This window comes from Rhodobacter ferrooxidans (genome assembly GCF_000176015.1).
Taxonomy (GTDB): domain Bacteria; phylum Pseudomonadota; class Alphaproteobacteria; order Rhodobacterales; family Rhodobacteraceae; genus Pseudorhodobacter_B; species Pseudorhodobacter_B ferrooxidans.
In genome coordinates this window covers 1-26767 of sequence record NZ_ACYY01000026.1, presented here as the reverse complement: position 1 = coordinate 26767, position 26767 = coordinate 1, and the positions used below count along the sequence as shown (strand labels likewise).

Genomic DNA, 26767 nt, shown 5'->3' with positions numbered 1-26767 from the left:
CAAGCCCTTTCACCTTTGTGCAAATATCCTCGCCGAAGGCACAAAGTCACAGCGGCGGTGCCTTCCAGCGGCGGTGAATCCAGAACCACTGGTCCATGTGGTCGCGCACCAGCACCTCCAGCGAGTCATTCAGCGCCTGGGTCATCGCCTCGGGGGTGTCCTGCGGGATCGGCGCCTCGACCACGATGTCGAAGGACAGCCCGTCCGGCTGGCGGATCGCATAGGTTGGCACCAGCAGGGCATCGTATTTCAGCGCCAGTTCGGCGGCGGAAAGCGCTGTGAGCGCGTCATGGCCGAAAAACCGCAGCCGGGTGCCGCGGCGCATGTGCTGGTCGATCACCATGCCCAACATGCCGCCGCCCCGCAAGAACCGCACCATTCCGGCCAGTCCACGCTTGCCGCGCGCAAACAGCGGTGTGCCGATCCGGGAAATCGCCGCCACGTAATGATCGTTGAACCAGTGGTTCTTCATCGGCCGATACAGGCCACCCACCCGAAAGCCGCGCCCGAGCAGCGCCGCCCGGCTGGCGTCGTAATTGCCGAAATGCCCGGTGACCAGAATGACCGGGCGGTTGGCGCGGTGTGCCGCGTCCAATGCCGCCAGACCCGGGCCACGCGGCGGCGTCTTGCGGGCCACGGCGACGAATTCGGCCCCGGAATACAGCTCGATGATGGTGCGGCCGACATTGTCGGGCACGGCGCGGCACAGCCTGCGCACCTCGTCCGGCGGCAGGTCAGGCATGACCCGCGCCAGATTTTTCCGCACCCGCCGCCGATAGCCTGCCAGCGGGGCGATCAGCTGCGCCATCATCCAGCCGCACAGCGGCACCCGGACCCGGTAGGGCAGCCACAGCAACAGCCGGATCAGGCCCCGCAAGGCGCGGTCCTGCAACCAGAGGTCCAGCCGGAAGGGAGAGGAATGTTGCATCGGGGCCTTCAAGCGGCAGCGCGCGCCGCCGAGGTTTCGCTGGCCCAGACATAAAGCCCGGCCGCGACGATCACAAGCGCGCCGACAAGGCGCCAGAGGTCGGGACAAGGACCGAACAGCACGATGCCTGAAAAGCTGGCCGACCCGCCCCGGCGGGCAGTTCTCGGAAAGCCAGTTTCGGAAAGGCGGCTTTGGAAAAGCCGGGCATCGTGCGGCTTTCAGTGGTGCGGATCGTCCGCGCCTGTTGGTGCGGTCGGGGCGGGGCAAGGCCACCCGACCTCGGGGGTGGGGGCGGTAGCCTGGGGCGATTCTGCAGCCATCGGGGGAAACTTGCGCCCGTTCTGCGGCCATCGCCGCGCACGCGATTTTCCGCCGAAATTGCAACCTCTGGCGTCGCACGGCGCGCGGGTTTTCGCGGGTGGCGATAGAACCGGCGGATTTCTGTGGAACTGCGCGTTTTCCACGCAGTCTGGCGGGTGGCGCGGTGACGGTTTGGCTGTTAAGCAACCGGGAAATTCGGTTGCGGAGGCAGGACATGTTCGATCTGACAGGAAAATGCGCGCTGGTCACCGGAGCTTCGGGCGGGATCGGCAGCGAGATCGCACGGGTGCTGCACGAGGCCGGGGCCGTGGTGGCGCTGTCGGGGACGCGGCTGGAACCGCTGCAGGCTCTGGCTGCCGAACTGGGGGATCGGGTGCATGTGCTGCCCTGCGATCTGTCGGATGCCGTGGCGGTAGAGGCGCTGCCCAAGGCGGCGATTGCCGCGATGGGGTCGATCGACATTCTGGTGAACAACGCCGGCATCACCCGTGACGGGCTGATGATGCGGATGAGCGATGCCGACTGGGCTTCGGTGATCGAGGTCAACCTGACCTCGACCTTCCGGCTGATGCGGGCGGTGTTGCGCGGCATGATGAAGGCGCGCTGGGGCCGGATCATCAACATCACCTCGGTGGTGGCGCAGGCGGGCAATCCCGGGCAGGCCAATTATGCCGCAGCCAAGGCGGGTGTTGCGGGCATGTCGCGCAGTCTGGCGCAGGAAGTGGCCAGCCGGGGAATCACCGTCAACTGCGTGGCACCGGGTCTGGTCGAGACGCCGATGACCGAAAAGCTGAACGACGAGCAGCGCAAGAGCATCCTCGATGACGTGCCCACCGGCCGGATGGGGATGCCGCGCGAAGTGGCCGCCGCCGTGCTGTATCTGGCCAGTCTTGAGGCCGCCTATGTGACCGGTGCCACGCTGGACGTGAACGGTGGCGGCGACATGCTGTGACCGCCGCTTTGCCGCACGGGAAAGCGTTTGCCAAGGGAACGGGCGCTTGCTATAGCCGCCATTGAATACGCCGGGGGTTGCAAGCTTCCGGTGCCCGACAAAAATGCCGGGACAAGCCGCCTTCAGGGGCAAGGGACAAAGACCGGGATTTTCCCGCAACGTATGAGGAACTACCATGAGCGACATCGCCGTTCGCGTGAAGAAGATCGTCGTCGAGCATCTTGGCGTCGAAGAAGACAAGGTGACCGAGACTGCCTCGTTCATCGACGATCTGGGGGCGGACAGCCTTGATACGGTCGAGCTGGTGATGGCGTTCGAAGAGGAATTCGGCATCGAGATCCCGGATGACGCTGCCGAAACCATCCAGACCTTCGGCGATGCGGTGAAGTTCATCACCTCGGCCGCCTGATCTTTCAGGCAGGGTTTTGCACGGGGCGTCCTTCGGGGCGCCCTTTTGCATTTGGGCGTCGGCGGAAACCTGTCGGGGGCGGAAAATTCTGCCCAAAGCGGGCGGGATTTGCGCCATGTTGGCCCTGAACGACGCAAGGGGGCAGCATGGCAAGTCTGGGCGAGATGTTCGGCGCGGGCCGGGTGGAAACCTTCATGGGCCTGCCGCGCTGCCGCGATCTGTCGCGGCTGGAGGCCAAGGTGGCGCTGATCGGCGCCGATGGTTGCACGCCCTATCCGGCGGTCGGGTTCTACTGCGCCGGTGGGCCGCAGGTGATCCGCGCAGCGGGGGCGGCCTTTGCCGGCAGCATCGGCCATGTGAATTTCGATCTGGGCGGGCCGATGCTGCCCCTGGGCTTTGGCGCGGTGGATGCGGGCGACCTGCCGCAGGACGAAGCCGACCCTGCGGGCAACCGGGCGCGGATTTTCGGGGCGGTGTCGCAAATTCTGGATCGCGGTGGCGTGCCGGTGCTGATCGGCGGCGATGATTCCCTGCCGATCCCGATGCTGGAAGCCTACGGCAGCCGCGGCAAATCCTACACGGTGTTGCAGATCGACGCCCATATCGACTGGCGCGACGAGGTGGGCGGCGAGCGGCTGGGGCTGAGCTCGACCATGCGGCGGGCCAGCGAGATGGCGCATGTCGAACGCATGGTGCAGATCGGCCAGCGCGGCACCGGCTCGGCCCGGATCGAGGATCTGCGCGATGCGGTGGAATGGGGCGTCGAGTTCGTGCCGGGCGGCGAGGTGGCGCGCACCGGCATCTGGCGGGCGGTGGACCTGATCCCCGATGGCGCCGAGGTGATCATCTGCTTCGATTGCGATGCGCTCGACCCTTCGGTGATGCCTGCGGTGATCGGGCGCAGCGCGGGCGGCATGGGCTACTGGCAGGTGCTGGAACTGATCGGGGCGGTGGCGGAAAAATCCCGCATCGCCGGGTTCGGTCTGGTGGAGTTCATGCCCGAACGCGATATCGACGGCCAGGGCGCCATGGTGGCGGCACAACTCTTGGCTGCGGTAATCGGTCTGATCGCCCGCCAACCCTGAGCCTTTCCCATTCTCCTTTGGATAAATGTCCCCGCCGGAGGCTCTGGCGGTGGTTGCCGGTGCCTCCGGCGGGGATATTTGAGAACAGATGAAGCTGGCAAGCGGTGGGTGCCGGGTGCCAAGGCCGGGCGAGGGGGCTCGATGCCCCCGAGACCGGCGGCCCCGGGCAGCGGATGCTTGCGGCAGCGGGCGGGGATTGTTGCGCAGCCGGAAGGGGCCGTGTAACAAGCGGGTGGAGGCAAGGTCCGGAACTGGGCCGAAAAAGGGGATTGCGGATGCGTCGGGTTGTTGTCACCGGATTGGGCATGGTCACACCTTTGGCTTGCGGGGTCGAACAGACCTGGAGCAGGCTTCTGGCCGGGCAATCGGGGGCGGGGCTGATCACCCGGTTCGACGCCTCCGAGGTGGTGACGAAATACGCCTGCGAAATTCCGCTGGGCGATGGCTCGGACGGCACCTTCAACCCCGATGACTGGATGGAGCCGAAGGACCGGCGCAAGGTCGATGACTTCATTCTGTATGGTGTCGCGGCGGCGGTGCAGGCGGTGCGGGATGCAGGATGGGAGCCGCAGGGCGAGGAGGATCGCTGCCGCACCGGGGTGATGATCGGATCGGGTATCGGCGGCTTGTCGGCGATTTCGGAAACCGCGTTGCTGATCAGGGACAAGGGGCCGCGGCGGGTGTCGCCGTTCTTCATTCCCAGCGCGCTGATCAACCTGATCTCGGGGCATGTGTCGATCCGTTATGGCTTCAAGGGGCCGAACCATGCCGTTGTCACCGCCTGTTCGACCGGCGCGCATGCCATTGGCGATGCGGCACGGCTGATCCAGTGGGGCGATGCCGATGTGATGCTGGCGGGCGGGGCGGAAAGCCCGATCTCGGAAATAGGCATCGCGGGCTTCAACGCCTGCAAGGCGCTGAGCACCAAATGGGCCGATGATCCGACCCGCGCCAGCCGCCCCTATGACGCCGACCGCGACGGCTTCGTGATGGGCGAGGGCGCGGGCGTGGTGGTGCTGGAAGAATACGAGCACGCCAAGGCACGCGGGGCGAAGATTTACGCCGAGGTGCTGGGCTATGGCATGTCGGGCGACGCCTATCACATCACTGCGCCGTCCGAGACCGGCGACGGCGCCTATCGCAGCATGGCGGCAGCGTTGAAGCGGGCGGGTCTGGAACCTTCGGCGGTGGATTACATCAACGCCCATGGCACCTCGACCATGGCCGACACCATCGAACTGGCGGCGGTCGAGCGGTTGCTGGGAAATGCCGCGGCGACGGCGACGATGAGTTCGACCAAATCCGCCACCGGGCATCTGCTGGGGGCGGCGGGGGCGATCGAGGCGATCTTCTCGATCCTGGCGATCCGCGATCAGGTGGCGCCGCCGACCATCAATCTGGACAATCCGGCGGTGGTGACGGCGCTTGATCTGGCACCGAACGTGGCGCGGCGGCGGCGGATCGACGTCGCACTTTCCAACTCGTTCGGCTTTGGCGGCACCAATGCCAGCCTGGTGCTGGGCAAGGCGGCGGGCTGATGTGGAGATCGGTCGCCTCGAACGCCTTGACGCTGTTCATCGTCATTCTGGTGGTGGCGGCGGCGATGCTGGCCTGGGGGCGGCAGCAGTTCAGCGGGCCGGGGCCGCTGGCGCAGTCGATCTGCGTCAAGGTGGACAAGGGGGCCAGCCTGAGTTCGGTTTCGCGCACGCTGGAGGAGCAGGGCGCGGTCAGTGACGCGCGGATCTTCCGCATTGGTGCGGATTACTCGGGGCGGGCGGCGCAGTTGAAGTTCGGCAGTTACTTGGTGCCGCCGGGCGCCTCGATGGCGCAGGTGCTGGAGGCGCTGACGGCGGGCGGGCAATCGACCTGCGGGCGCGAGGTGAATTTCCGTATCGGCGTGCTGAAATCCGAGGTGGTGCTGCGCGAGCTGGACCCGGCGACCGATGCCTATGTCGATGTGGTGAAGTTTGATCCCACAGCGGCGGCGCCGGCGGAATTTACCGAAGCCGCGGCGGATGCCGATCTGCGTTGGCAGGTGACGCTGGCCGAGGGGGTGACAAGCTGGCAGGTGGTGGAAAGCCTGAAGCAGGCGAATTTCCTGGAAGGCACCGTGGCCGAGGTTCCGCCGGAAGGAAGTCTGGCGCCCGAGGGTTATGAAGTGGCGCGCGGGTCGGACCGGGGTGCGTTGATCGCGGCTATGCAGGCGCGGCAGTTGCAGGTGCTGGCCGATCTGTGGGCGGCGCGGGCGGATGGCTTGCCCTATGACACGCCCGAGCAGGCGCTGGTCATGGCCTCGATTGTCGAGAAGGAAACCGGGATTGCCAGCGAGCGCAAGCAGGTGGCCAGCGTGTTCATCAACCGGTTGCGGCAGGGGATGAAGTTGCAGACCGACCCTGCGGTGATCTACGGCATCACCAAGGGCAAGGGCGCGCTGGGGCGCGGCTTGCGGCAAAGCGAGTTGCGGCGCGAGACGCCCTACAACACCTATGTCATCGACGGGCTGCCGCCGACGCCGATTGCCAATCCGGGGCGGCTGAGCATCGAGGCGGCGTTGAACCCGGATGTGACCAAGTATCTGTATTTCGTGGCCGATGGCTCGGGTGGGCATGCCTTTGCCGAGACGCTGGAGGCGCATAACGAGAATGTCGCCAAATGGCGGGCGCTGGAGGCGGCGCAGGGGGCGGCGGACGAAGGCGGCGTGCAGGGCAACTGAACCGTGGTTAACAAGCGGTTAAGCCTGCGTGCGCCAAGCCGTTGATATCACGGCAGATTTCGTTTGACTTGCGGAACGGTCCAAGCTATACCTTCGGGCATGCTAGAAGAAGTGGGCGAGCGGCTCGGGGGTGACCCCGGTGCCGCTTTTGCATTTCTCTCGTGCGGACGGGCATGAGAGGCGGGCGCAGCAAACGATGGACATGAATATCCCCGCCGGGGACGCAACGCCCGAGGTTCTGCTTCGGGCGACGGAAGAGTTGTATCGGGAAATCGCGGAAGAGTTGATCCTGGCGGTCCGCAAGGTCCGTGCAGGCGAAACGGCCGAGGCCAGGACCGCCATGCAGGCGGTGAAAGACCTGCGGGCCGCCTTCCAGATGGTGATGGATGAAAGGACGCGCGTTGACAAACTCCGCAAACAAGTTGCCGGGGCTGTTCACGACGGCGCGCTCGACTTCGACGCCGCAAGGGTTGAAATCGGGCGCAGGCTGGCTTGCCTCCGCGACGCCGCAGGTGGTGGATGAGTTTCTGGCAGGGCTGAGCAATGAGGCGTTTCTGGCCCTGCCGTGGATGTTCGAGTTCTGGGCGCTGCCGCACCAGTTGCCACCCGAGGGGGCCTGGAAGACCTGGGTCATCATGGGCGGGCGCGGGGCGGGCAAGACGCGGGCCGGGGCCGAGTGGGTGCGCGCCGAGGTGGAAGGTGCGGGACCGCTTGACCCCGGCAGGGCGAAGCGCGTGGCGCTGGTCGGCGAGACGATTGATCAGGTGCGCGAAGTGATGGTGTTCGGCGAAAGCGGGCTGCTGGCCTGCGCGCCGCCCGATCGGCGGCCGGAATGGGAGGCCGGGCGCAAGCGGCTGGTCTGGAGGCGTTCAATGGCATCGGCTTGCGGCCCTACGCGCCCGGGCATCTGAGCTATGACATTGATGCCGCGAGCGATATTTCGCTGCGCTGGGTGCGGCGGACACGGGTTGACGGCGATTCCTGGCAGTCAACGGAAGTGCCGCTTGGCGAGGATCAGGAAATCTACATGGTGCGCGTTGTCGTGGGCGGCGTGGTCCTGCGCGAGGATATCGTTGCCGCGCAAAGCTGGTTCTACCCGCAGACCCTGCGCCTGGCGGATGGTGCCGGGAATGATTTCAAGGTGGAGGTTGCGCAGGTGTCTGATCGATTTGGCCCCGGATCGTTCCGCAGTCTGTGGATACATGTCTGAGAGACGGGAGGAGGGTTGTGGCGCAACTTCAGCTTGCAGTGTGACATCTTTCTCGCGATCCGTTGCCGCTGGTTGATGCCGCTTTCCGAACCGCGAACCATTGCGGCGATGCCGCCGAGTCGCAATTTCCTGGCGCCGGGTTCCCCTCGGTGCAGCGGTTACAGCGGCATCCAAACCGGCGAGAGGAGGCACAGAGGCTATCCGTGCGGCTTTCGTTCCCTCATTCCACCAGGCAGGCTCCAGCCCGCTCGCAGGGGGCCTGCTCCAGTTGCACGGTGGCGTGAATGATGGCGAAGTGCTGCGCCAACTTGTCCGTGACATGATCAAGGAAGGCATCCGCGTCGGCGCCGTCCCAGACCAGATGCACGGCCAGTGCGGTGCGGGTGGTGGACAGCGCCCAGATATGCAGGTCGTGCACATTGCTGACGCCCGGTTGCGCGCCCAGCCAGTCGGCCACGGCCTGCCGGTCGATCGCCTCAGGCACCCCGTCCAGTTCCAGCCGCAGCGAGTCGCGCAGCAATCCCCAGGCCGTCCAGGCGATCAGCACGCTGACGGCGATGGCCACCGCCGGGTCCAGCCATTGCCACCCGGTCAGCAGGATGCCAGCCGCCGCCAGCACCACCGCCCCCGACACCGCAGCGTCGGCGGCCATGTGCAGATAGGCGCCCTTGGCGTTCAGGTCGTCCTTTTTGGATGCCATGAACAACAGCGCCGAGCCGGTGTTCACCCCGATGCCGACCAGCGCCACCAGGAGGATGGCCGGCCCCGGCACCTCGACCACGGTTTGAAAGCGCTGCGCTGCCTGCCATACCACCACCACGACGCCGATCAGGATTGCGATAGCGTTCAGCATGGCGGCCAGAATGGTGGCGCGGCCAAAGCCGAAGGTGTAGGAGGCGCTGCCCGCGCGTTTGGCCAGCACCGCCGCCCCCCAGGCAATCAGCAATCCCGCGACATCGGTCAGATTATGCGCGGCATCGGCCAAGAGCGCCAGCGAGCCGGTCAGGAAACCGGCGGTTGCCTCGACGATGACGTAGGCAGTGTTCAGCCCCACCGCCCAAAGGAACGTCGGTCCAAGGTCGGCCGGTGGTTTGTGGTCGTGGGCGTGATCGTGGGCCATTGGTCAGGTCTTCCGGCGGATGGTGCCGGAAAGGTCTACGGACCCCGCCAAGGTGTTGTAAATGGTGCCGTATTTCTGCAGGTTCTTCTGCAGCAGCGCCAGTCTGGCGCCGGTTTCGTCGGTGTCCACCACGATTTCGTTGGCGATACTGATCATCTTGGGCGGGCTGTCCTGTCGGACCCCGTGAAGGTTGACCGCAATCCCGCGCAGGTCGAATTGCAGCATCGGGATCACCCGCTCGGTGCCCTTCAGGATGCAGGCGGCAAGGCTGGCCAGCAGCATTTCGGCCGGGTTGAAGGCATCCGTCCGCCCGGCCATGTCGGTGTCCAGCGTGATCCGCGCGTCCTTGGTGGTGGCTTCCGAGCCATGGCTGTCTATGCGACGGGCAGAGACGTGGTATTCCAGCATTGGCATTCCCTTGGGAAACGCGCGCCCGAAGGGCCGGGCGCGCCGCGGTTCAGCAGCAGGACGATTTGCTCTGGGCCGCACCACCGCAGCAGGCAGAGGCTGTGGTGACATCGCCATCACCACAGACACAAGCAGCGGCAGCGGGAGGAGGCTTTGCCTCGGCCGTTCCGCCACAGCACGACGAGGCTGCTGCCGACCCGCCAACTGCCTCGGCCGAACCGGTTATCGGAAAGCCGCGCTGCACCCAGCGGTCAATGCCGGGCTTCATGTTCATCACCCGGGTGTAGCCCTGATACATCAGGAAGTAGGTGGCCTTCAGGCTGCGCACGCCCGCAGCGCAGGCCAGAATCACGTCGCGGTCGCGCGGCACTTCCTGCCAGCGGTCCTCGAACTGCGACAGCGGGATGTTCACCACCTCGCACCCGGCAAAGCCCACCTGCGCCACCTCATCGGGTTCGCGCACATCGACCAGCAGCGCGCCTTCCTTGAGCAGACGCTGCGAGGTGGTGGGGCAGACTTCACGCGCTTCAGCCAGATCTTTCTGCACAACGTCGCTCATGGCGCCCTCCCTCAGTTCAGCCAACTCAACACCTGATCGTGCGACGGGACCGAGCCCTTGTGCACGACCTTGCCGCCCATCACGACGGCGGGGGTGGTCATCACGCCAAAGCTGACGATCTGGCGCATGTCCTCGATCTTTTCGATGGTCACCGGCTTGCCGGTTTCCGCCGCCACGCGGGTGATCAGATCAGCGGTGGCCTTGCACTTGGCGCAGCCCGGCCCCAGAACCTTGATTTCCATGGTTTGTCCTTTCAGAACAGAAGGTTGAACAGATAGCCGACGGCCAGGATGCCGCTGCCGACCACGCCGATGAACACCGCGATCAGGCGCAGGGTCAGCACTTGTTTCAGGATGATCATCTCGGGCAGGCTGAGGGCAATCACGCTCATCATGAAGGCCAGCACGGTGCCAAGCGCGGCCCCCTTGCCCAACAGCGCCTCGACGATCGGAATGACACCGGCGGCATTGGTGTACATCGGGATGCCGATCACCACGGCGGCGGGCACGCTCCACCACGCATCTGCCCCCATGATCCGCACCATCAGGTCTTGCGGCACATAGCCGTGAATCAAGGCACCCATGCCGATGCCAAGGATGATCCAGACCCAGACGCGGCCGAAAATCTCGCGCACGGCCTCGATCCCCAGATGATAGCGGTCCACCATCGTCAGCGGCGCATCATCGGTGGCGTCGGGGGCGGTGGCGCCGGAATGGATGTCGCGCACCCAGTCCTGCAACCAGCCTTCCAGATGCAGCTTGCCGATCACCCAGCCCGCGACGACGGCAATGATCAGGCCAAACGCGGCGTAGGTCACGGCGACCTGCCAGCCCACCAGCCCGAACAGCAGCACCAGCGCCACCTCGTTGACCATCGGGGCCGAGATCAGGAACGAGAACGTCACCCCCAAAGGCACCCCCGCCGACACCAGCCCGATAAACAGCGGCACCGCCGAGCAGGAACAGAACGGCGTCATCACGCCAAGGCCTGCGGCCAGCACGTTGCCGATCCCCTCGCGCTTGCCGGCCAGCAGGGCGCGGGTGCGTTCGGGCGAAAAGTAGCTGCGAATGACACCCATGCCGAACACGATCAGCGTCAGCAGCATCATTACCTTGGGCACGTCGTAAAAGAAGAAGGCAACCGCCTCGCCGGTGTGGCTGTGGCGTTCGACCGGCAACAGCGCGGTGATCCCTTCCGAAAGCGGCATCAGTTGCTTGTAAACCGCATACCAGACCACGACGAAAGCGATCAGGCCCGCGTGCCAGACCCAATCGGGGCGCGGTGCGGGGCGAGAGGCGGGGATATCCGCACTCATGCGGCGCTCCTTTCGTCGGCAGCGGCAGCGATCAGAACCGCGTCAAGAATCGCCAGCACCTCGGGGGCGAGGGCCGGGTTCAACCGGTAGCGCACCCATTGCGCATCGCGCCGATCCACCACCAGCCCCGCCTGTTTCAAGGTCTGCATGTGCCGCGACATCCGGCTTTGCGTCGCATCCAGCCGCGCCATCAGTTGGCAAACGCAATGTTCCTGCCCATCGGCAAGGATCTGGATCGCGCCAAGGCGCGTCGGCTCGGCAAGGGCGGAAAGGATGGCGATGGGCATCATGATCTCCTGCGCATATGCGCCTGAACATGAATACTCCATCCGGATACATGCGGCAAGCCGCATATCATACCCGGTCAGCCGACCGCAGGGCGGTGGTTTCGGCCGGATGGGCCATCATTGGGCCGCTTTCCGACATCACCTGCAGCCGTGCGGGCAGGCCCGGACAATCCCTGCCAGGCAGAATTTCAAGGGCTATCGCCGCAAGAATCCACAGCGGCAGACCTCAATCGAGGAGCGTCGTTTGCCCTGGACAGCGGCCATTCGGCATGGGTCAGACCGTCTGTTGCAAGGGGCAAGCTGCCATCGGCCAAAGTCTGCACCTGCCCGGGCCAAGGCCGGGCCGGGCAGCCCGGGGGGCATCATTCAGGATCAACCGCTCAACTGCCCGGTGCACGCCACATCGACACCGTGATACCCTGATCGACCAACGCCTTCTGCGCCGCATAGGCCACCCGCCAGCGTGCCCGGGCATCGTCGTAAGCCGCCCGATTGTCCGGGTTCGGCGTGACGGTGCGATCGGTCTGCACAAAGGCGCGACCGGCCTCCGACAGGCCGGCGAACTGGCCGATGCCGGTGGCGGCGGCGGCGGCGGCACCAAGGGCGGTGGCCTCGCGCACCTTCGGGATGCGCACCTCGCGCCCGGTCACGTCGGCCAGGATCTGCGGCCAAAGCCGCCCCTTGGCCGCCCCGCCGCCCAGGATCAGCGGCCCGCTGCTGTCGACGCCGGCAAAGGCTTCGACCCGGGCGAGGTTCTCGGCGGCCACGATGGCGGCATTCTCCTGAATTGCCCGGAAAATCGCGCCCTTGCTGCAGACCGCCGGATCAAGGCTGAGGTTCAGAAGCGAGGGCGCCGCATGATACCAGTTGCCGAAATTCATCGCGTCGGAATAGATCGGGATGATGCCATGCGCCCCCACCGGAACTTGCATCGCCAGGTCTTCCATCAGTTCATAAGCATCCCGCCCCTGCGCTTTGGCCTGGCGCTTTTCTTCGGTGCAGAAGGCGTCACGGAACCAGCGGGCGGTCAGGCCGACAAAGAAACTGATCGACTCGGCCTGATTCATCTGCGGCACGGCAGCGCTGTTGACCCGCACCCGCATGGAGCCATCGACCGAGCCGGTGGGAATATTGACCACCTGCTGCCAGAAGGTGCCCCCCAGCACGGCGGCATCCGCCAGTTGCAGCACCCCAAGCCCGATCGAGCCCAACTGCACATCGCCGCCGCCTGCCACAAAGGGAGTGCCTTCGGCCAGTCCGGTTTCCACCGCCGCCGCAGCAGTGACCAGGCCGACGATGGTGCCCGGCTCGACCACGCGCGGAAACAACGCGTGATCAAGACCCGCCCGCGCGATCAGCACATCCGACCAGTCGCGCCGACCCAGGTCCATCAGCCCGTTGGTGCTGCCGTTGGTCGGCTCGACCGTGATCTCGCCGGTCAGCCGCGCGGCAATCCAGTCGTTCACCATCGACAGCTTGCGCACCCGCGCCCAGATTTCGGGCCGGTGGTGCCGCAGCCAGTTCAGCCGCGGCAAGGCGCCAAGCGCGAAAGTCTCGCCGCTGATCCTGTAGAAATCGCGCTCGAATTCCGGACTTCTGGATTTGAGTTCCAACACTTCGGCCGTTGCCCGGCTGTCAACATTGGCACAGGCCCAGACCTCGCGCCCGTCATCGCCGTAAAGCACGATGGCCTCGCGCATCGAGGTCGAACTGATGGCGGCAATGTCGCGGCCGCGCAGGCCGCAGCCCTTCAGCGCTTTGCCGATGCAGCGGTTCAACAAGGCCCAGCCACCGACGACGTCAAAGACCATCGAGCCGGGAACCCCGTCTTCGGGCTGATGACGCCACTCTTCCTGAGCAAGGCCGATCTGGTTGCCTTCGCGATCAAAGACGACCGCCCTGCCGCTGCCAGTTCCGGCGTCCAGCACAAGAAAATGGCTTTTCATGTTTGCCTCCGCAGCAGGTCTCTGGCGGTTTCCTCGTCTGTTACCAAGGTGTTGGCCAGCTTGCCGCGCAAAAGCCCAAGGATGGCTTCCACCTTCTCCGGCCCCGCCGCCGCCGCCACCACCGATGGGATACGCCGCATGTCATCGGGCGTGACCGCGATAAGGTGCCGGTGCAAGTCCAGGTCGAGGATCGCACCGTCCCGGTCGTAGAAATGCCCCAGCAGGTCGCCCACCGCGCCGCGCCGGGTAAACAGTTCGATCTCGTCATTCGTGCAGTAGCCATAGCGCACCAGCGAGGCCGAGCGCGCCACCGATCCGACCCCGATCAGCGCCGTTCGGGCCGTGATCGCCATTTCCAGCACGTGATGCACATAGGGTTCGATCCGCAGCATCTCGGCCAGTTCCGGCGAGGACACCCGCAGCGGCGTCGGGATCAAGTGGGCGAAATTCTGCGGACCATATAGACCGGTGTTGCCGATATAGGCCGAGACGCCGCCGGTCAGGCTGACCAGCGAAATGTGCGATTGCGGAAACACCGGGGCCATGAAGCGCAGGGTGGTGCTGGTCGCCTCGCCCCAGCCGATGGCCAGCAGGTCGTTCGGAACCAGTTGCTGCATCAGCAGGCTGGCCGCCGCCCGCCCGATCCGCGGCGGCGCTGCCAGGCCCTCTACTGCCGGCACCACCCGCGCGTCGGCAAGCCCGAAGGCGCCGATCAGATCCTGCTGCAAGCCAAGGCAGCCTTCGAAGGGCGAGTTTATCCGAAGCTCGATCAACCCGGTCTGGCGGCCCTTCTCCAGCAGGCGCGACACCTTGATGCGCGACAGCCCCAGCATGTCAGCGATCTGATTCTGGGTAAGGCCGTCGTTGTAATAATGCCAGGCGGCCCGGGTGATCAGTTCGACCTCCTCGATGTCCGACACCTGCGGCGATTCGGGAATGACCTCTGCGGTGGACATGTGGTGTGCGCCTCTTGATCCAAGCGTGAAGCGATCATTTGTAGCCGCGTCTGTCAATAGTTACCAGTTTCGGTGCTGCCCTTCGTTTGTGGCTTTGATGTGTCACTTGACAGGTGTGTTCAAATAATCTTGCATTGAACATATGATCGGCATCGAGGTCGGCACGTGGCGTCAAGCGTCGTCTCGCCCCACATGTGGAGGACTGGTTCATGTTTGTTCAACTTGTGCACATCCGGGTCAAACCGGGCCGCGTTGCGGATTTTCTGCGGGTGTTCCGGGTCAACTTCGACGGCACGCGGCAAGAGCCGGGCAACTATCGCTTTGACGTTCTGCAGGATGCCGAAGACGACCATCATTTCGTAATCTACGAGGCCTTTGCGTCCAAGGCGGCGGTGGACGAGCATCGCAAGACCGAGCATTACCGCCTGACCGTCGCGGGGCTGGCCGATCTTTCGGAAGGCGGCCGCGACAAGGACTTCTTCCGTCTTGTCATGCCCGATCCTGCGCCCGATCCTGCGCCCGATCCTGCGCCCGATCCTGCGCCCGATCCTGCGGTTGCAAAGACTGGGGAATGACGTGATGGCCCCCGACCTCCAGCCTTTGCGCAAACGCTGCTCGGGCATCAGCGCGGGCCTGTTCGCTGCATCTTCGGGCAGACTGGAGGCGGCCGCAGACCAGTTGCGGCACTGGGGCGGCGGGATTGTGCATTTCGACGTGATGGATGGCGAATTCGTGCCGCAGATCACCGGTGGCCCGGCGTTTCTGGCGGTGAGCCACAACAGTCTGCTGCGCGACGTCCACCTGATGGTGGCGCTTCCGGAACGCCAGATCGAGGCCTTTGCCCGCGCCGGCGCGGACATCCTGACCGTTCATGCCGAAGCTGCCGGTGCGGCTGCGGCGCTGGCGGCGATCCGCGCCGTGTCCGAACGCCTGGGCCGCGCCATTCTGGCCGGCCTCGCGGTCATGCCCGGAACTGCTCTGGAACAGCTTGAACCGCTGCTGGCGCTGCAGCCCGACCTGATCCTGGTGCTGTCGCTGGATCCGCGCAACAGCCTGCCCGCCGATCTGCCGGCCGCCTGTGCCCGGCTTGCGGCATTGCGCGCCGGTGCTGCCGCGGGCACCGTCTTCGCCATCGACGGCGGGATAACCGAAGCCACCGTTGCCCAGGCCGCCGCCTGCGGTCCTGACGTCATCGTTTCGGGCAGCGCCATCTTCGGGGCCGCCGATCCCGCCGCAGCCTTTGGCCGGCTGACCGATGCCTGGGCCGAAGGCCGCAGAAAGCTTGCGGAGGCCGCCGATGGCCGCTGATCCTGCCCCGCTGGTCGCGCTGCGCGGCGTCTGGAAGGTGTTCGAGGGCGTCCCGGTGCTGCGCGGGATCGACTTCGACATCCGCCCCGGCGAAGTCCATGCGCTGCTGGGCGGCAATGGCTCGGGCAAGTCAACCATCGTCAAGATCCTGTCGGGCGCCTATCAGCCGACCGCGGGCCGGATCGAAATCGGCGCAAGGACCACCGTGCTGCCGCGCCCCTCGGACGCGCACCAGCAAGGCATCTACATGGTGCCGCAAGAGCCGCACATCTTTCCGAACCTGACGGTGCTGGAAAACCTGACGATGGGCCTGGCGGGCGGCGTGGCCAATGCGGCCCAGGCACGGCGGATTGCCGACGAGATCGGGCTGTCCGTCGATTTTGCCATGCCCGGCGGCGGGTTGTCGATCGCCAACCAGCAACTGGTCGAGATCATCCGCGGCCTGCTGCGCAAGGCGCGGGTGCTGATCCTGGACGAGCCGACCTCGTCGCTGACCCGGCGCGAGGTGGATGCGCTGGCCATCGAGATGCGAACGCTGACGGCACGCGGCATCGGCATCCTGTTCATCTCGCACCGGCTGGACGAGGTGCTGGATCTGGCCGACCGGGTCAGCGTGTTGCGCGACGGCCATTTCGTGCTGTCTGCGCCTGCCGCCGAACTGACGCCGGAAAAACTGGTCGAGGCGATGCTGCCGGCCGATTTTCTGCCCGCAACCGAAAGCACCGTGGCACCGCAGGGGCGCAATCCGGTTCTGGAGGTCAGCGGGCTGACCGGGCGGGCGTTCCGCGATGTGTCCTTCAACGTCTTGCCGGGCGAAGTGGTGGGGATCGCGGGCGTTGTCGGCTCGGGGCGGACCGAACTGGCGCAAGCGATCTATGGCATCGACACGGATGTGACGGGCGAGGTGCGGATCAATGGCAAGGCCGCCCCGCACCGCGCGCCGCAAAGCTGTCAGGCAATGGGGCTTTCCTACGTTCCCGAGGATCGGCACGCCCACGGCATCTTCCTGACGCTGCCCAGTGCCCGGACGATCTCGGCGGGGCTGCTGGCGCTGGGGCGCCGGAAATTCCTGGCGCCGCGCATGGAAGGCGAGCTGGCCAGCCGTTTTGTCGATCGGTTGCGCATCAAGCTGAGTTCGACCGCGCAGGTGGCGCGCATCTTGTCAGGGGGCAACCAGCAAAAGATCGTGCTGGCCAAGATGCTGGCCCCCGAACCGCGCATCGTCATCATGGACGAGCCGACACGCGGCATTGATGCCCGCGCCCGTCAGGATGTCTATCGCATCATCCGCGAGTTGACGGCACAGGGCGTCGGCGTCGTGGTGATCTCGTCCGAGATGGGCGAGGTCGCTGAAATCAGTGACCGCGTGCTGGTGATGCTGCGCGGCCGGATGATGGCATTGCCTACCGGGCGCCGCAGTGTCGAGGAGATCTCGGCCGCCACCTTTGCGTCCAGACGGGGTGCCGCGGCATGATGCGCATCCTGAAAAGCCGCGAGTTTCTGGTGCTGGTCCTGCTGGGGGTGATGATCCTTGGGGTCGCCACGGTGAACCGGGCGGTGCTTTATCCGATCACGCTGATCAACATCCTGAATTCGTCGATCTTCCTGATCCTGCTGGCGATCGGGCAGATGTTCGTGATCCTGACCCGCGGCATTGACGTGTCTGTAGGTGCCATCGCCGGGATTGCCGCCGTGATCTTCGGCTTTGCGCTGAACGGGGGCGTGCCCTTGCCGCTGGCAATGCTGGCCGCGATGCTGACCGGGGTGTTGGCCGGGGCGGTCAATGCCGTGGGCGTGGTGCTGGTGGGTATCCCGCCGATCATCATGACGCTGTCCACGCTTGGCATTTTTCGCGGCCTGATGCGGGTGCTGACCGGCGGCAGCTGGATCGAGCAGGTGCCGCAGTCGATCAAGGCGATGTCGGTGACACGGGTGCTCAGCGTGCCGATCCTGGTCTGGGCGACCGCGGCGGTGATCATTGTGGCCGCGATCCTGCTGGCGCGGATCAAGGCCGCACGATCCTTCTATGCGGTCGGAGACAACCGCGAAGGTGCCTATCTTCTGGGTCTGAACGTCGCCGGAACCGAGTTTGCCGCCTATGCGCTGTCGGGGCTGTTTGCCGGCATGGCCGCCATCGTCTTTGTGGCGCAGATCGGCTTTGTGCCGATGCAGACCGGCCAGGGGCAGGAACTGAAGGCCATCGCCGCAGTGGTGCTGGGCGGGGTCAGCCTGATGGGCGGCACCGGCAATATCTGGTCGGCGGTGATCGGGGCGTTGTTCCTGACGACAGTGGACAGCATGATGATCTTCCTGCACGTGCCGGGGTCGTGGAACAACGCGGTGGCCGGGGCGGTGCTGCTGGCGGTGGTGGTGGCCGACTACCTGATCCGCCGCACCGTGCGCAACCGCCAGCTGGTGCTGCGCGCCGCCGAGTTGCGCCGCGCCGATGCCGATGCAGCACTTGGCCGCGAGGTGGCGCCATGACCCTGCCTGGTTGGCTGCGCAGTTGGGAAGCGATGCTGGCGGTCGCCTTGGTGGTTGAAATCGCCGTTCTGGGCATGATCTCGCCCGCTTTCCTGAATATCGAGAACCTGCTGTTTTCGACCAGCGATTTTGCGCATGTGATCATTGCAGCGGTCGGGCTCACGCTGGTGGTCATCACCGGTGGCATCGACATCTCGGGTGTCTCGGTGATGGGGCTGGCCTCGATCGTGATGGGGCTGGCCTTTGTGGCCGGCGCGCCGATCGGGCTGGCGGTGGCGGTGGCATTGGCAACCGGACTTGGGGCAGGGGCCTTCAACGGCGTGGTCGTGGCACGCACCGATGTGAACCCGCTGGTGATCACCCTGGCGACGCTGTTCCTGTTTTCCGGCATCGCCACCGGCTTGCCGACGCTGCTGGACCTGCTGGGGTTCAAGGCCTATGGCGCGGGCGGCTTCGAGGCTTATCAATATGAAGGCATCACCGGCCTGCCGAAATCCTTCACCTGGCTGGGCACCGGCAGCATCGGCTGGGTGCCGCTGCCGCTGATCGTGACCGTGATGGTGGCCCTGGCTGGCGGCGCACTGCTGTCGCGCACCCGGTTCGGTCGGTTCCTCTACTTCATCGGCGTCAGTGCCGATGTGGCGCGGTTCACCGGCGTGCCGGTGCGGCGGACCCTGATCCTGGTCTATGCCTTCAACGGGTTGTGCGCGGCGATCGCCGGGCTGGTGCTGACCGCCTATTTCACCTCGGCCCGTTCCGATCTGGGAAGCGAGGCGCTGCTGAACATCATCACCGCCGTCGTGCTGGGCGGCACGTCGATCCAGGGCGGCTCGGGGTCCGTGCTGGGAACATTTCTTGCCGGTCTGGTGCTGGGATACCTGCGGCAAGGCCTGCTGGCGCTGGGCATCACCAGCGACGTCGTGCCGGTGATCATCGGCGCCCTGCTGGTCGGCAGCGTAGCGCTGAAAATCGGCAGCGCCGCGCTGGCCATGAACCGCGCCAACCGCAACGCGCTGGAGACCGGGCGGCGCGCCGTGGAGGAAACCGTCGCCCGACCGTGACGACCGCCATTACGACCAGAGGCCGATCAACGGCCCGCCAAGACCGGACACCGAACGAAAACACCCATGAGGAGGACCAATGAAATGAACCTTTCACGCATCACCATCCGAACCGCTGTCGCCTCGGCGCTTGGCCTTGGGCTGCTGGCCGGCGCGGCATTTGCCGACGGTGCGAAGATCGCCTTCATCCCCAAGCTGACCGGCGTCGGCTTCTTTGAATCCGGCGGCAAGGGTGCCATGGAAATGGGCACGCAACTGGGCATCGACGTCAAATACGACGGCCCCAGCGAAGCCAGCGTCAGCGGTCAGGTCGAATTCATCAACAACTTCGTCAACCAGGGCTACAACGCCATCGCCATCTCGTCGCTGTCGCCCGACGGGCTGTGTGAATCGTTGAAGCGTGCCCAGGAAAAGGGCGTCAAGGTGCTGACCTGGGACAGCGACGTGAACCCCGAATGTCGCAGCTACTACATCAACCAGGGCACCGCCGAGCAGTTGGGCGCGCTGCTGGTCAGCATGGCAGCCGACCAGATGGAAGACCCGACCGCGCCGAAAAAGGTGGCGTTCCACTATTCCTCGCCGACAGTGACCGACCAGAACCAGTGGGCCGAAGTGGCCAAGGCGATCATTGCCAAGGACTATCCCAGCTGGGAAGTGGTGGCGACCGAGTTCTCGAACCAGGACGCGCAGAAGGCCGTGCAGGTGCCGACCGCGCTGTTCCAGACCTACCCCGACCTTGACGCGGTGATCTGCCCCGATGCCAACGCCCTGCCCGGCACGGCGCAGGCCGCCGAGAACCTCGGCATCGCCGGCAAGGTGATCATCACCGGCTTCTCGACGCCGAACACCATGCGGCAATACGTGAAATCCGGCACCGTCAAGGCGTTCGGGCTGTGGGACGTGGTGGTGCAGGGCAAGCTGTCGGTGTTCATCGCCAACGAAATGGTGAATGGCAAGGTGTTCAAGGTCGGTGACAAGATCGACGTCCCCGGCATCGGCACCGTCGAGGTCAGCCCGAACGCGATTCAGGGCTACAGCTACGAGGCCGAGGGCAACGGCATCATCCTGTTGCCGGAACGCACCGTGTTCACCGCCGAGAATATCGACAACTTCGACTTCTGATCGTTTGACCTTTAGGGGCCGCTGCGCCGGCGCGGCGGCCCCTTGCATTTGTCCTGCCAGTGGAAAGGAAAGCACATGGCCGATCTCGACGACATCAAGGAAGGCAAGGATTTCGGGCTGGATCGACCTGCCGATACCCAGGGATTCTTTCTGAAAGGTGCGGCCAATCACGATTGGGGCATGAAGAACCGCCTCAGCCGCATCTTCAACCCGGTCTCGGGCCGCACCGTCATGCTGGCCTTCGATCATGGCTATTTTCAGGGCCCGGCCACCGGGCTTGAGCGGATGGACCTGAGCATCCTGCCGCTGGTGCCCTTTTGCGATGTGATGATGTGCACCCGTGGCGCGCTGCGCTCCACCATTCCGCCGACCGTGACAAAACCCGTGGCGCTGCGCTGCTCTGGCGGCAACTCGATCCTTTCGGAACTGTCGAACGAGACTGTGGCGGTGGATATCGAGGACGCCGTCCGCCTCGGTGCCTGTGCCATGGCGGCCCAAGTTTACATCGGCTCGGAATACGAACACAAATCCATCACCAACGTGATCAAGTTGATCGACACCGGCACGCGCTACGGCATCCCGACGCTGGCGGTGACCGGCGTGGGCAAGGACATGGCCCGCGATGCCCGCTATTTCGGTCTGGCCACCAGAATCGCCGCCGAACTGGGCGCGCATTACGTCAAGACCTACTTCGTCGAGGACGGCTTCGAGAAGGTGGTGGCCGGTTGCCCGGTGCCGCTGGTGATCGCCGGCGGCAAGAAACTGCCCGAACGCGAGGCGCTGGAGATGGCCTATCGCGCCATCGACCAGGGGGCCGCGGGCGTGGACATGGGGCGCAACATCTTCCAGTCCGATGCGCCGGTCGCGATGATCAGGGCGGTGGGCAAGGTTGTGCACGAACTCGAACGGCCTGACCAGGCCTACAGGTTTTACCTTGATCTGAAGGCGCAGGGCGTCTGAACCCTGCCGCAGGGCGGTTCACGCAACGGCAGATCGCTGGCGTGAACCGCGACGGTATTGGCGGCCGGCAAACGGCCCGCCATGACCCGCAACCACAGAATGACCTTGCGGAAGTGACCCGGCCTGGCCGCCCTTTTGCATGTCAGCGGAAACAATGTGTCCCTGAAGCCACGAATTTTAGTCTAATTGTAAATTGCCACATTCAACAGTAGATTGTATGGTGCTCGACACCTACCGCTAGTGGTCTCTGTTCATTCAAGGGTAACATTCCGTGTTTGATTCTGCCTGCCCGACGATAAGCTGGACCGCAGGGTCTCCGAAAAAACCCACAATTCTTGGTGTTCCTCGCCGGGTGACGCAGGGTCTGCTGGCCTTGATCATGCTGGCGTCGGTTCTGATCGGTGGCACCGGGCAGGCGCAGGCGCAGGACGTGAACTGGGTGCTCAGTCTGTCCGATGCGGGGTCAGACCCGGTGGCGGCGGGCGGCACGATTGCCTACACGATGTCGGTGACCAATGACGGCTTTGATGCGGCACCGCCCACGTCGATCACGCTGCAGATTCCGGCCAACACCAGGTTCACAGGCGCCACGGGAAGCATCACCGGCTGCGCGCCCACACCCTCGATCGGCCCGTCGTCGGTCACCTGCAACGTGCCTCCGCTTGCCCCCAGCGCTGTGGCAACGCTTTCTGCCAACCTGCTGACGTCGGTGTCCGGAGATGTCTTCTTCAGCGCCTCGGTTCCACCGGTGGGCGACACCGATCCGGCCGACAACGACCTGACCGAGCAGACCACCATCACCGCAGGCGCCGATGTCGGGCTGGTTCTGCGCGGCCCTGCCACGGCCTCGGCGGGCGAGGTGATCTCTTATTCCTTCGCTGCCACCAACAACGGCCCCGATCCGGTGACCGATCTCGTCTTGCAGTTCCCCATTCCCAGCGGCGTCACCAATGTGGTGGCACCTGCGGGCTGCGTGCTGACGGCAACGACCTATGATTGCACGATTCCCGGCCCGGTCGCGGTGGGCGCATCGGTCAACGTGGATTTCACCGGCCAGATCTCGGCGGCGTCGGGATCGACGGTCACCGCGATCGGCAGCGTCGGCGCGGGCAACCCGTCCGACCCGATCGACAGCAATGACAATGCCAGCCTCAACACCTCTGTCACCGCCGGAAGCGACCTGACGATCGCCAAATCGCGCAGCCCGTCGGGGTCGCTTCTGGTTGGCAACCCGGCGGTGTTCACGCTGACGCCCAGCTATACCGGCGATTCGCCCAATGGCATTGTGGTGACGGATTCCATTCCCGCCAACTACACGATCGACACCGTCACGGCGCCGGGCTGGATCTGCACGGTCACCGGGCAGGTGGTCGAATGTAGCCGCACCACCGGCAGCGGGGCGGGGGCCAACGTGCCGCTGGGGCCGATCAGCATTGCCACCACGGTGGCGACGCCGGGCACCCCCACCAACACCACCAGCATCACCGCGGCTGGCCCGGATGATCCGGTTCCGGGCAACAACTCCGCCACCGACGGCGGGGCGACCATCGAAGAGCCGGTTGTGGATCTGCAGGCCAACAAATCCGGCCCGTTCCCGGCGCTGGTGGTGGTGGGCAATTCCTATGATTTCACCATCAGCACCTCGAACGTCGGCAATGCCGCGTTCTTTGGCACGCTGGAGATGACCGACACCCTGCCCGCCGGGCTGACGGTGACGGCCTATGCCGAAAATGGCTGGACCTGCACGCCCGCCGTTTCGGTGGTTGGGCCTGCGTCGATCCTGTGCAGCCGGGTCTATACGGCCGGCGCACCGCTGGCCGCCGGTGCCACCACCCCCAGCGTGACGCTGACCACCACGGCCACCACTGCGGGCAGCGTTGTCAACACGATGTCCGTGCTGTCGCCCGACAGCAACCTGCCGGAAGACCCGTTGAAAGACCCGTTGATCCTGGACAACAACACCACGACCTATGCGGTTTCCAGCAGCGAAGGCCCGGATTCGGCCGATATCAGCGTGATCAAGTCCGCCACACTGGCCAGCCTGAACGCAGGCGAGGTGCAGACCTTCACCATCGAGGTGGTGAACAACGGGCCCGTCGTCTCGACCGATGTGGAAATGACCGACAACCTGCAGGGCCTGATCAACAGCAGCGTCGGCGCCGCCGGTGCAGGCTATATCAGTGACAGCTTCACCACCGGAGCGGCCGGCGGCATAAGTTGCAGCACCGCAGCCACCGGCGGCACCAGCCGCGAGCTGAGCTGTGTCATCGACACATTGCCGATCTGCACCGCGGGCGTCGATTGCCCGGTCTTTACCGTTCAGGTCCGCCCCGGCGGCGACGGTGGCGCGCGGACCAACACCGCCAGCGCGATTTCCCAGACCGTGCCGGATTCGAACCTCGGCAACAACGCCGACAGCGCGCCCTTCACGCTGGCACCGCGTGTCGATGTTGCGGTGTCCAAGGCCGACAGCCCTGATCCGGCGGCGGCGGGGCAGAACCTGACCTATGTGATTACGGCGCAGAACCTGGCCAACGGTCTGTCCACAGCCACCGGCGTGACCATCACCGACACCCTGCCGCTGAACGTGACCTTCGTCTCGGCCTCGCCGTCGTCGGGCACCTGCGGCACCACGCCGCCCGCCAATTCCACCACGACGGCCGGCAGCCGAACCGTCAGTTGCGTTCTTGGCAGCATCGGCAACGGCGCGCAGCAGACCGTCACGGTGATCGTGCGTCCCAACCTGATCACCCGCAACACGACGCTGCAAAACGATGTCGCCTACAGCGGCGCTGTGCCCGACATCGAAACGGGGAACGATACCGCTTCGGCTACAACCTTCGTCTCGCCGCCAAGGATCGACCTGATCGTCAACAAGGACGACACGGTGGACCCATTGCCGATCGGCGATGACACGACCTATCTGGTGACGGTAGCGAACCTTGGCCCGTCGTCAGCGGAAAACGTCCTTGTCACCGACACGATGCCGCCCAGCCGGTTGACCTATCAAAGCCATGTGGCGACAGGCGCGACCTGCAACAGCGTTCCGGCGTTGGATTCGTTGGGCCAAACACTGGCCTGCACCTTCCCGGTCATTCCGGCGGGCGAAAGCCGCACCATCAGCATCACTGCGCGCGGCGTGGCGAAGGGCGTGGGCCTCAACTCCGTTTCGGTCAGTTCGGCCGAAACCGCCCTTGGCTACGAGCCGAACACCGGCAACAACTCGACAACCGAGCAGACCTCGATCCGCACCCGCGCCGACATGGAGGTGGCCTCGAAAACCGCCACGCCGGCGACGGTGAACCTGCGCGATCCGTTCAGCTATCTGATCGTGGTGGAAAACAACACCGGAACCGGTCTGGCCGAGGCGGATGATGTGGTGGTCTCGGATACGCTGCCTTCGGGCATGCAACTTTCCGGCGCCCCCACCGTCAGCGTGATCAGCGGCACTACGACCACCAGCACCTGCACCGGGGCATCGGGCAGCACAAGCTTTACCTGCGCGCTTGGCACGGTCAGTTCGGGTGCTGTGGTGCATGTCACGGTTCCGGCGCGGATCGTGACCGTCACGGCATTGGGGCAGACCTTCACCAACACCGCCAGCGTCAGCACCAGTTCGCTGGACGTGTTGCCGGGCAACAATTCCAACTCCGGCCCGGTGGTGGCAAATTCCTCCAGCCTGTCGGGCACGGTGTTCCGCGATTTTGCCGCCAACGGCACGCTGGACGGCAGCGACACCGGCATCGTCGGCGTGACCATGACGCTGACCGGCACCGCGCTGGACGGCACGCCGGTCAGCCGCACCGTCACCACCGGCGCGGGCGGGGCCTATGCCTTCGACTTCCTGCCCGAGGGCACCTATTCCATCAGTCAAGGCGCCATCAGCGAGTCTTACCTGACCAATGGCGCCACAGCGGCGGGGCCGGGCGGCGGCACGCCTGCACCGACCCAGATCACCGCGATCCCGCTGCTGCCGGCCACGGCCAGCCCCGGCTACATCTTCCCCAAAGTGCCGCAGGCGCGGGTGGCCATCGCCAAGGCGGTGCAGGCCGGACCCATGATCAACGCCGACGGGTCTTACAACGTCACCTTCCGGCTGCGGGTGCAGAACCCCAGCCTTGAAGGGCTGACCAACGTGGCCGTCACCGACCCGCTGGAAGGGGCGGCGCCGCTGTTTGGCACCTATGTGGCGCTGGCCGCCCCCACCGTGCCCGGCACCTACACCATGGTCGCAGCCCCCTCGGGCAGTTGCGGCGGGTTGAACGGTGGCTTCACCGGCGCAGGCCCGGCCACTGTGGCCTCGGGTTTTGCCATTGCGGCCGGGGCGACCTGCACCATTGACCTGCAACTGCGGGTGCAGCCAACCCAGCCCTTGCCGCCGCTCACCGGTGCCGGGCGCTATCTCAACCAGGCCACGGTCGACGCGCAAGGCGTGCTGTCAGGCCAGACCTCGGCCAGCAACCCGCAGCTGACCGACCTGTCGGACAACGGCACCAGCGCCGACGCCAACGGCAACGGCCGCGGCAATGAAGCGGGCGAGAACGACCCAACGCCGGTGACCCCGGTCTATAACCCGGCGATCACCCTGACCAAGGCGATCGACCTCAGTGTGCTGCCCTCGCCCATCGCGGCGGACAGCCCGATCTCGTTCACCTTTACGGTAACCAACAGCGGCAACATCACGCTGACCGACGTGACCCTCAGCGATGCGCTGGCCGGAGCCGTGGTGACTGGCGGGCCGATCACGCTGGCACCGGGGCAGGTGGACAGCACCAGCTTCACCGCCACCTATCCGCTCAGCGCGGCCGACCTGACCGCCAACACCCTGTCGAACACCGCCACCGCGACCGGCACCTGGGGCCTGGACGCCGGCGGCAATCCGCAGAAGGTGTCCGATCCGGACACGGTCGCGACCAGCTTTGCCGATATCGCGCTGGTGAAAGCGGCCGATGCCTCGCTCCTGTCGGTGCCGCCACAAGTGGGCGACATCATCAGCTATGACTTTGCCGTGACCAACACCGGCAATGTGCCGCTGACCAATGTGACCCTGTCCGACATCCTGACGGATGCCGTGCTGACAGGCGGCCCGATTCCGTCGCTGGCGGTGGGGGCAACCGATAGCTCTACCTTCACGGCGACCTATGCGCTGACACAGGCCGATATCGACGCGGGCGAGGTGATCAACCGGGCCACGGCGGACGGGGTTTACGGCACCGACGACGGTGGCGATCCGATCAGCGTGCAGGACGAGTCCGGTGCCAATGTGACCGAGGATGCCGATACCGTTGTGCCGCTGACGCAAGCGCCGCGGATCGAGCTGATCAAGTCCTTGTCTTCGCTGGTGGATACCACGGGTGACGGGCAGATCGGGGCGGGGGATACGGCGAACTATGGCTTCACGGTGACCAATACCGGCAACGTGGCGCTGGCAGGCGTGACGGTCAGCGATCTGCTGGTGTCGGTCTCGGGCGGGCCGGTCAGCCTGGCCATTGGCGCCACCGACAGCACCAGCTTCACCGCGGCCTATGTGCTGACGCAAGCCGACGTGGACCGCGGCTATGTGCAGAACACGGCGACGGCCACGGGGGCTGCGGTCACCTCGTCCGGCGATCCGATCCTGGAC

General features: G+C 65.5%; 24 protein-coding genes and 1 pseudogene. 16 read left to right on the top strand and 9 right to left on the bottom strand.

Annotation, left to right across the window (positions count from 1 at the left end; all coding sequences use genetic code 11):
* Positions 1 to 46: 46 nt before the first annotated feature.
* Entirely contained in the window at positions 47 to 928 is an 882-nt protein-coding gene (locus RSW2DRAFT_RS14900) for a lysophospholipid acyltransferase family protein (protein WP_008032400.1), read from the bottom strand.
* Between the two features lie 535 nt (positions 929 to 1463).
* Between RSW2DRAFT_RS14900 and fabG the strand changes: the two genes are divergently transcribed.
* The 8 genes and pseudogenes from fabG to RSW2DRAFT_RS14860 all read left to right on the top strand — a co-directional run bounded on the left by fabG (position 1464) and on the right by RSW2DRAFT_RS14860 (position 7618).
* Complete coding sequence (fabG, locus tag RSW2DRAFT_RS14895; RefSeq protein WP_008032398.1) at positions 1464 to 2201, top strand: 3-oxoacyl-[acyl-carrier-protein] reductase; 738 nt, start codon at positions 1464 to 1466, stop codon at positions 2199 to 2201.
* A 175-nt stretch (positions 2202 to 2376) separates the two neighbouring features.
* Positions 2377 to 2610 carry an acyl carrier protein gene (locus RSW2DRAFT_RS14890; protein WP_008032396.1) on the top strand — a complete coding sequence of 78 codons (234 nt, stop codon included), beginning with the start codon at positions 2377 to 2379 and terminating at the stop codon, positions 2608 to 2610.
* Positions 2611 to 2756: 146 nt separating this feature from the next.
* A complete protein-coding gene (locus RSW2DRAFT_RS14885; protein WP_008032395.1) occupies positions 2757 to 3695 on the top strand; it encodes an agmatinase in 939 nt (312 codons plus the stop codon).
* Positions 3696 to 3970: 275 nt separating this feature from the next.
* Positions 3971 to 5233: a beta-ketoacyl-ACP synthase II gene (gene fabF, locus RSW2DRAFT_RS14880; protein WP_040672369.1), complete on the top strand. Its 1263-nt coding sequence runs from the start codon at positions 3971 to 3973 to the stop codon at positions 5231 to 5233.
* Entirely contained in the window at positions 5233 to 6408 is a 1176-nt protein-coding gene (gene mltG / locus RSW2DRAFT_RS14875; protein ID WP_008032393.1) for an endolytic transglycosylase MltG, read from the top strand. Before fabF ends, mltG begins: the two co-directional genes overlap by 1 nt.
* Before the next feature lie 196 nt (positions 6409 to 6604).
* The gene (locus tag RSW2DRAFT_RS18580; RefSeq protein WP_008032392.1) at positions 6605 to 6931 is read left to right on the top strand and encodes a hypothetical protein; all 327 of its coding nucleotides are present in this window, start codon (positions 6605 to 6607) and stop codon (positions 6929 to 6931) included.
* Positions 6924 to 7271: pseudogene (locus RSW2DRAFT_RS14865) on the top strand (terminase large subunit domain-containing protein); the annotation flags it as partial. The gene RSW2DRAFT_RS18580 and the pseudogene RSW2DRAFT_RS14865, both read left to right, overlap by 8 nt.
* 20 nt (positions 7272 to 7291) lie before the next feature.
* Positions 7292 to 7618, top strand: coding sequence for a hypothetical protein (locus tag RSW2DRAFT_RS14860; RefSeq protein WP_040672365.1), 327 nt, complete (start codon positions 7292 to 7294; stop codon positions 7616 to 7618).
* A 220-nt stretch (positions 7619 to 7838) separates the two neighbouring features.
* On the opposite strand, the gene RSW2DRAFT_RS14855 is transcribed toward RSW2DRAFT_RS14860, so the two are convergent.
* The 8 genes from RSW2DRAFT_RS14855 to RSW2DRAFT_RS14820 all read right to left on the bottom strand — a co-directional run bounded on the left by RSW2DRAFT_RS14855 (position 7839) and on the right by RSW2DRAFT_RS14820 (position 14209).
* Entirely contained in the window at positions 7839 to 8738 is a 900-nt protein-coding gene (locus RSW2DRAFT_RS14855; protein WP_008032390.1) for a cation diffusion facilitator family transporter, read from the bottom strand.
* Positions 8739 to 8741: 3 nt separating this feature from the next.
* A complete protein-coding gene (locus RSW2DRAFT_RS14850) occupies positions 8742 to 9146 on the bottom strand; it encodes an OsmC family protein (RefSeq protein ID WP_008032389.1) in 405 nt (134 codons plus the stop codon).
* Between the two features lie 49 nt (positions 9147 to 9195).
* Positions 9196 to 9705: a rhodanese-like domain-containing protein gene (locus RSW2DRAFT_RS14845; RefSeq protein WP_008032388.1), complete on the bottom strand. Its 510-nt coding sequence runs from the start codon at positions 9703 to 9705 to the stop codon at positions 9196 to 9198.
* Positions 9706 to 9716: 11 nt separating this feature from the next.
* Positions 9717 to 9947: a thioredoxin family protein gene (locus RSW2DRAFT_RS14840; protein ID WP_008032386.1), complete on the bottom strand. Its 231-nt coding sequence runs from the start codon at positions 9945 to 9947 to the stop codon at positions 9717 to 9719.
* An 11-nt stretch (positions 9948 to 9958) separates the two neighbouring features.
* Positions 9959 to 11020: a permease gene (locus RSW2DRAFT_RS14835; protein ID WP_008032383.1), complete on the bottom strand. Its 1062-nt coding sequence runs from the start codon at positions 11018 to 11020 to the stop codon at positions 9959 to 9961.
* Complete coding sequence (locus RSW2DRAFT_RS14830) at positions 11017 to 11307, bottom strand: ArsR/SmtB family transcription factor (protein WP_008032382.1); 291 nt, start codon at positions 11305 to 11307, stop codon at positions 11017 to 11019. The genes RSW2DRAFT_RS14835 and RSW2DRAFT_RS14830 overlap by 4 nt, the downstream gene beginning before the upstream one ends.
* Before the next feature lie 380 nt (positions 11308 to 11687).
* Entirely contained in the window at positions 11688 to 13253 is a 1566-nt protein-coding gene (lsrK, locus tag RSW2DRAFT_RS14825; protein WP_008032380.1) for an autoinducer-2 kinase, read from the bottom strand.
* Entirely contained in the window at positions 13250 to 14209 is a 960-nt protein-coding gene (locus RSW2DRAFT_RS14820; RefSeq protein ID WP_008032378.1) for a sugar-binding transcriptional regulator, read from the bottom strand. Before RSW2DRAFT_RS14820 ends, lsrK begins: the two co-directional genes overlap by 4 nt.
* Before the next feature lie 209 nt (positions 14210 to 14418).
* Here RSW2DRAFT_RS14820 and RSW2DRAFT_RS14815 point away from each other — a divergent pair, with 209 nt between their 5' ends.
* The 8 genes from RSW2DRAFT_RS14815 to RSW2DRAFT_RS14780 all read left to right on the top strand — a co-directional run.
* Complete coding sequence (locus tag RSW2DRAFT_RS14815; RefSeq protein WP_008032376.1) at positions 14419 to 14784, top strand: antibiotic biosynthesis monooxygenase; 366 nt, start codon at positions 14419 to 14421, stop codon at positions 14782 to 14784.
* Positions 14785 to 14788: 4 nt separating this feature from the next.
* Positions 14789 to 15517 carry a ribulose-phosphate 3-epimerase gene (locus RSW2DRAFT_RS14810; RefSeq protein WP_008032375.1) on the top strand — a complete coding sequence of 243 codons (729 nt, stop codon included), beginning with the start codon at positions 14789 to 14791 and terminating at the stop codon, positions 15515 to 15517.
* Entirely contained in the window at positions 15507 to 16991 is a 1485-nt protein-coding gene (locus RSW2DRAFT_RS14805) for a sugar ABC transporter ATP-binding protein (RefSeq protein ID WP_008032373.1), read from the top strand. Before RSW2DRAFT_RS14810 ends, RSW2DRAFT_RS14805 begins: the two co-directional genes overlap by 11 nt.
* Positions 16988 to 18001 (top strand): ABC transporter permease subunit, encoded by a 1014-nt coding sequence (locus RSW2DRAFT_RS14800; RefSeq protein ID WP_008032370.1) that lies wholly within the window; start codon positions 16988 to 16990, stop codon positions 17999 to 18001. The genes RSW2DRAFT_RS14805 and RSW2DRAFT_RS14800 overlap by 4 nt, the downstream gene beginning before the upstream one ends.
* On the top strand, positions 17998 to 19062 hold the full coding sequence (locus RSW2DRAFT_RS14795; protein WP_008032368.1) for an ABC transporter permease: 1065 nt from the start codon (positions 17998 to 18000) through the stop codon (positions 19060 to 19062). Before RSW2DRAFT_RS14800 ends, RSW2DRAFT_RS14795 begins: the two co-directional genes overlap by 4 nt.
* A gap of 84 nt (positions 19063 to 19146) precedes the next feature.
* Positions 19147 to 20184 carry an autoinducer 2 ABC transporter substrate-binding protein LsrB gene (gene lsrB / locus RSW2DRAFT_RS14790; protein ID WP_008032366.1) on the top strand — a complete coding sequence of 346 codons (1038 nt, stop codon included), beginning with the start codon at positions 19147 to 19149 and terminating at the stop codon, positions 20182 to 20184.
* A gap of 75 nt (positions 20185 to 20259) precedes the next feature.
* Positions 20260 to 21144, top strand: a complete 885-nt coding sequence (gene lsrF / locus RSW2DRAFT_RS14785; RefSeq protein WP_008032364.1) for a 3-hydroxy-5-phosphonooxypentane-2,4-dione thiolase — start codon at positions 20260 to 20262, stop codon at positions 21142 to 21144.
* Between the two features lie 271 nt (positions 21145 to 21415).
* Positions 21416 to 26767, top strand: a 5352-nt coding sequence (locus RSW2DRAFT_RS14780) for a DUF7507 domain-containing protein (RefSeq protein ID WP_232209695.1), incomplete at its 3' end; no start/stop codon positions are given.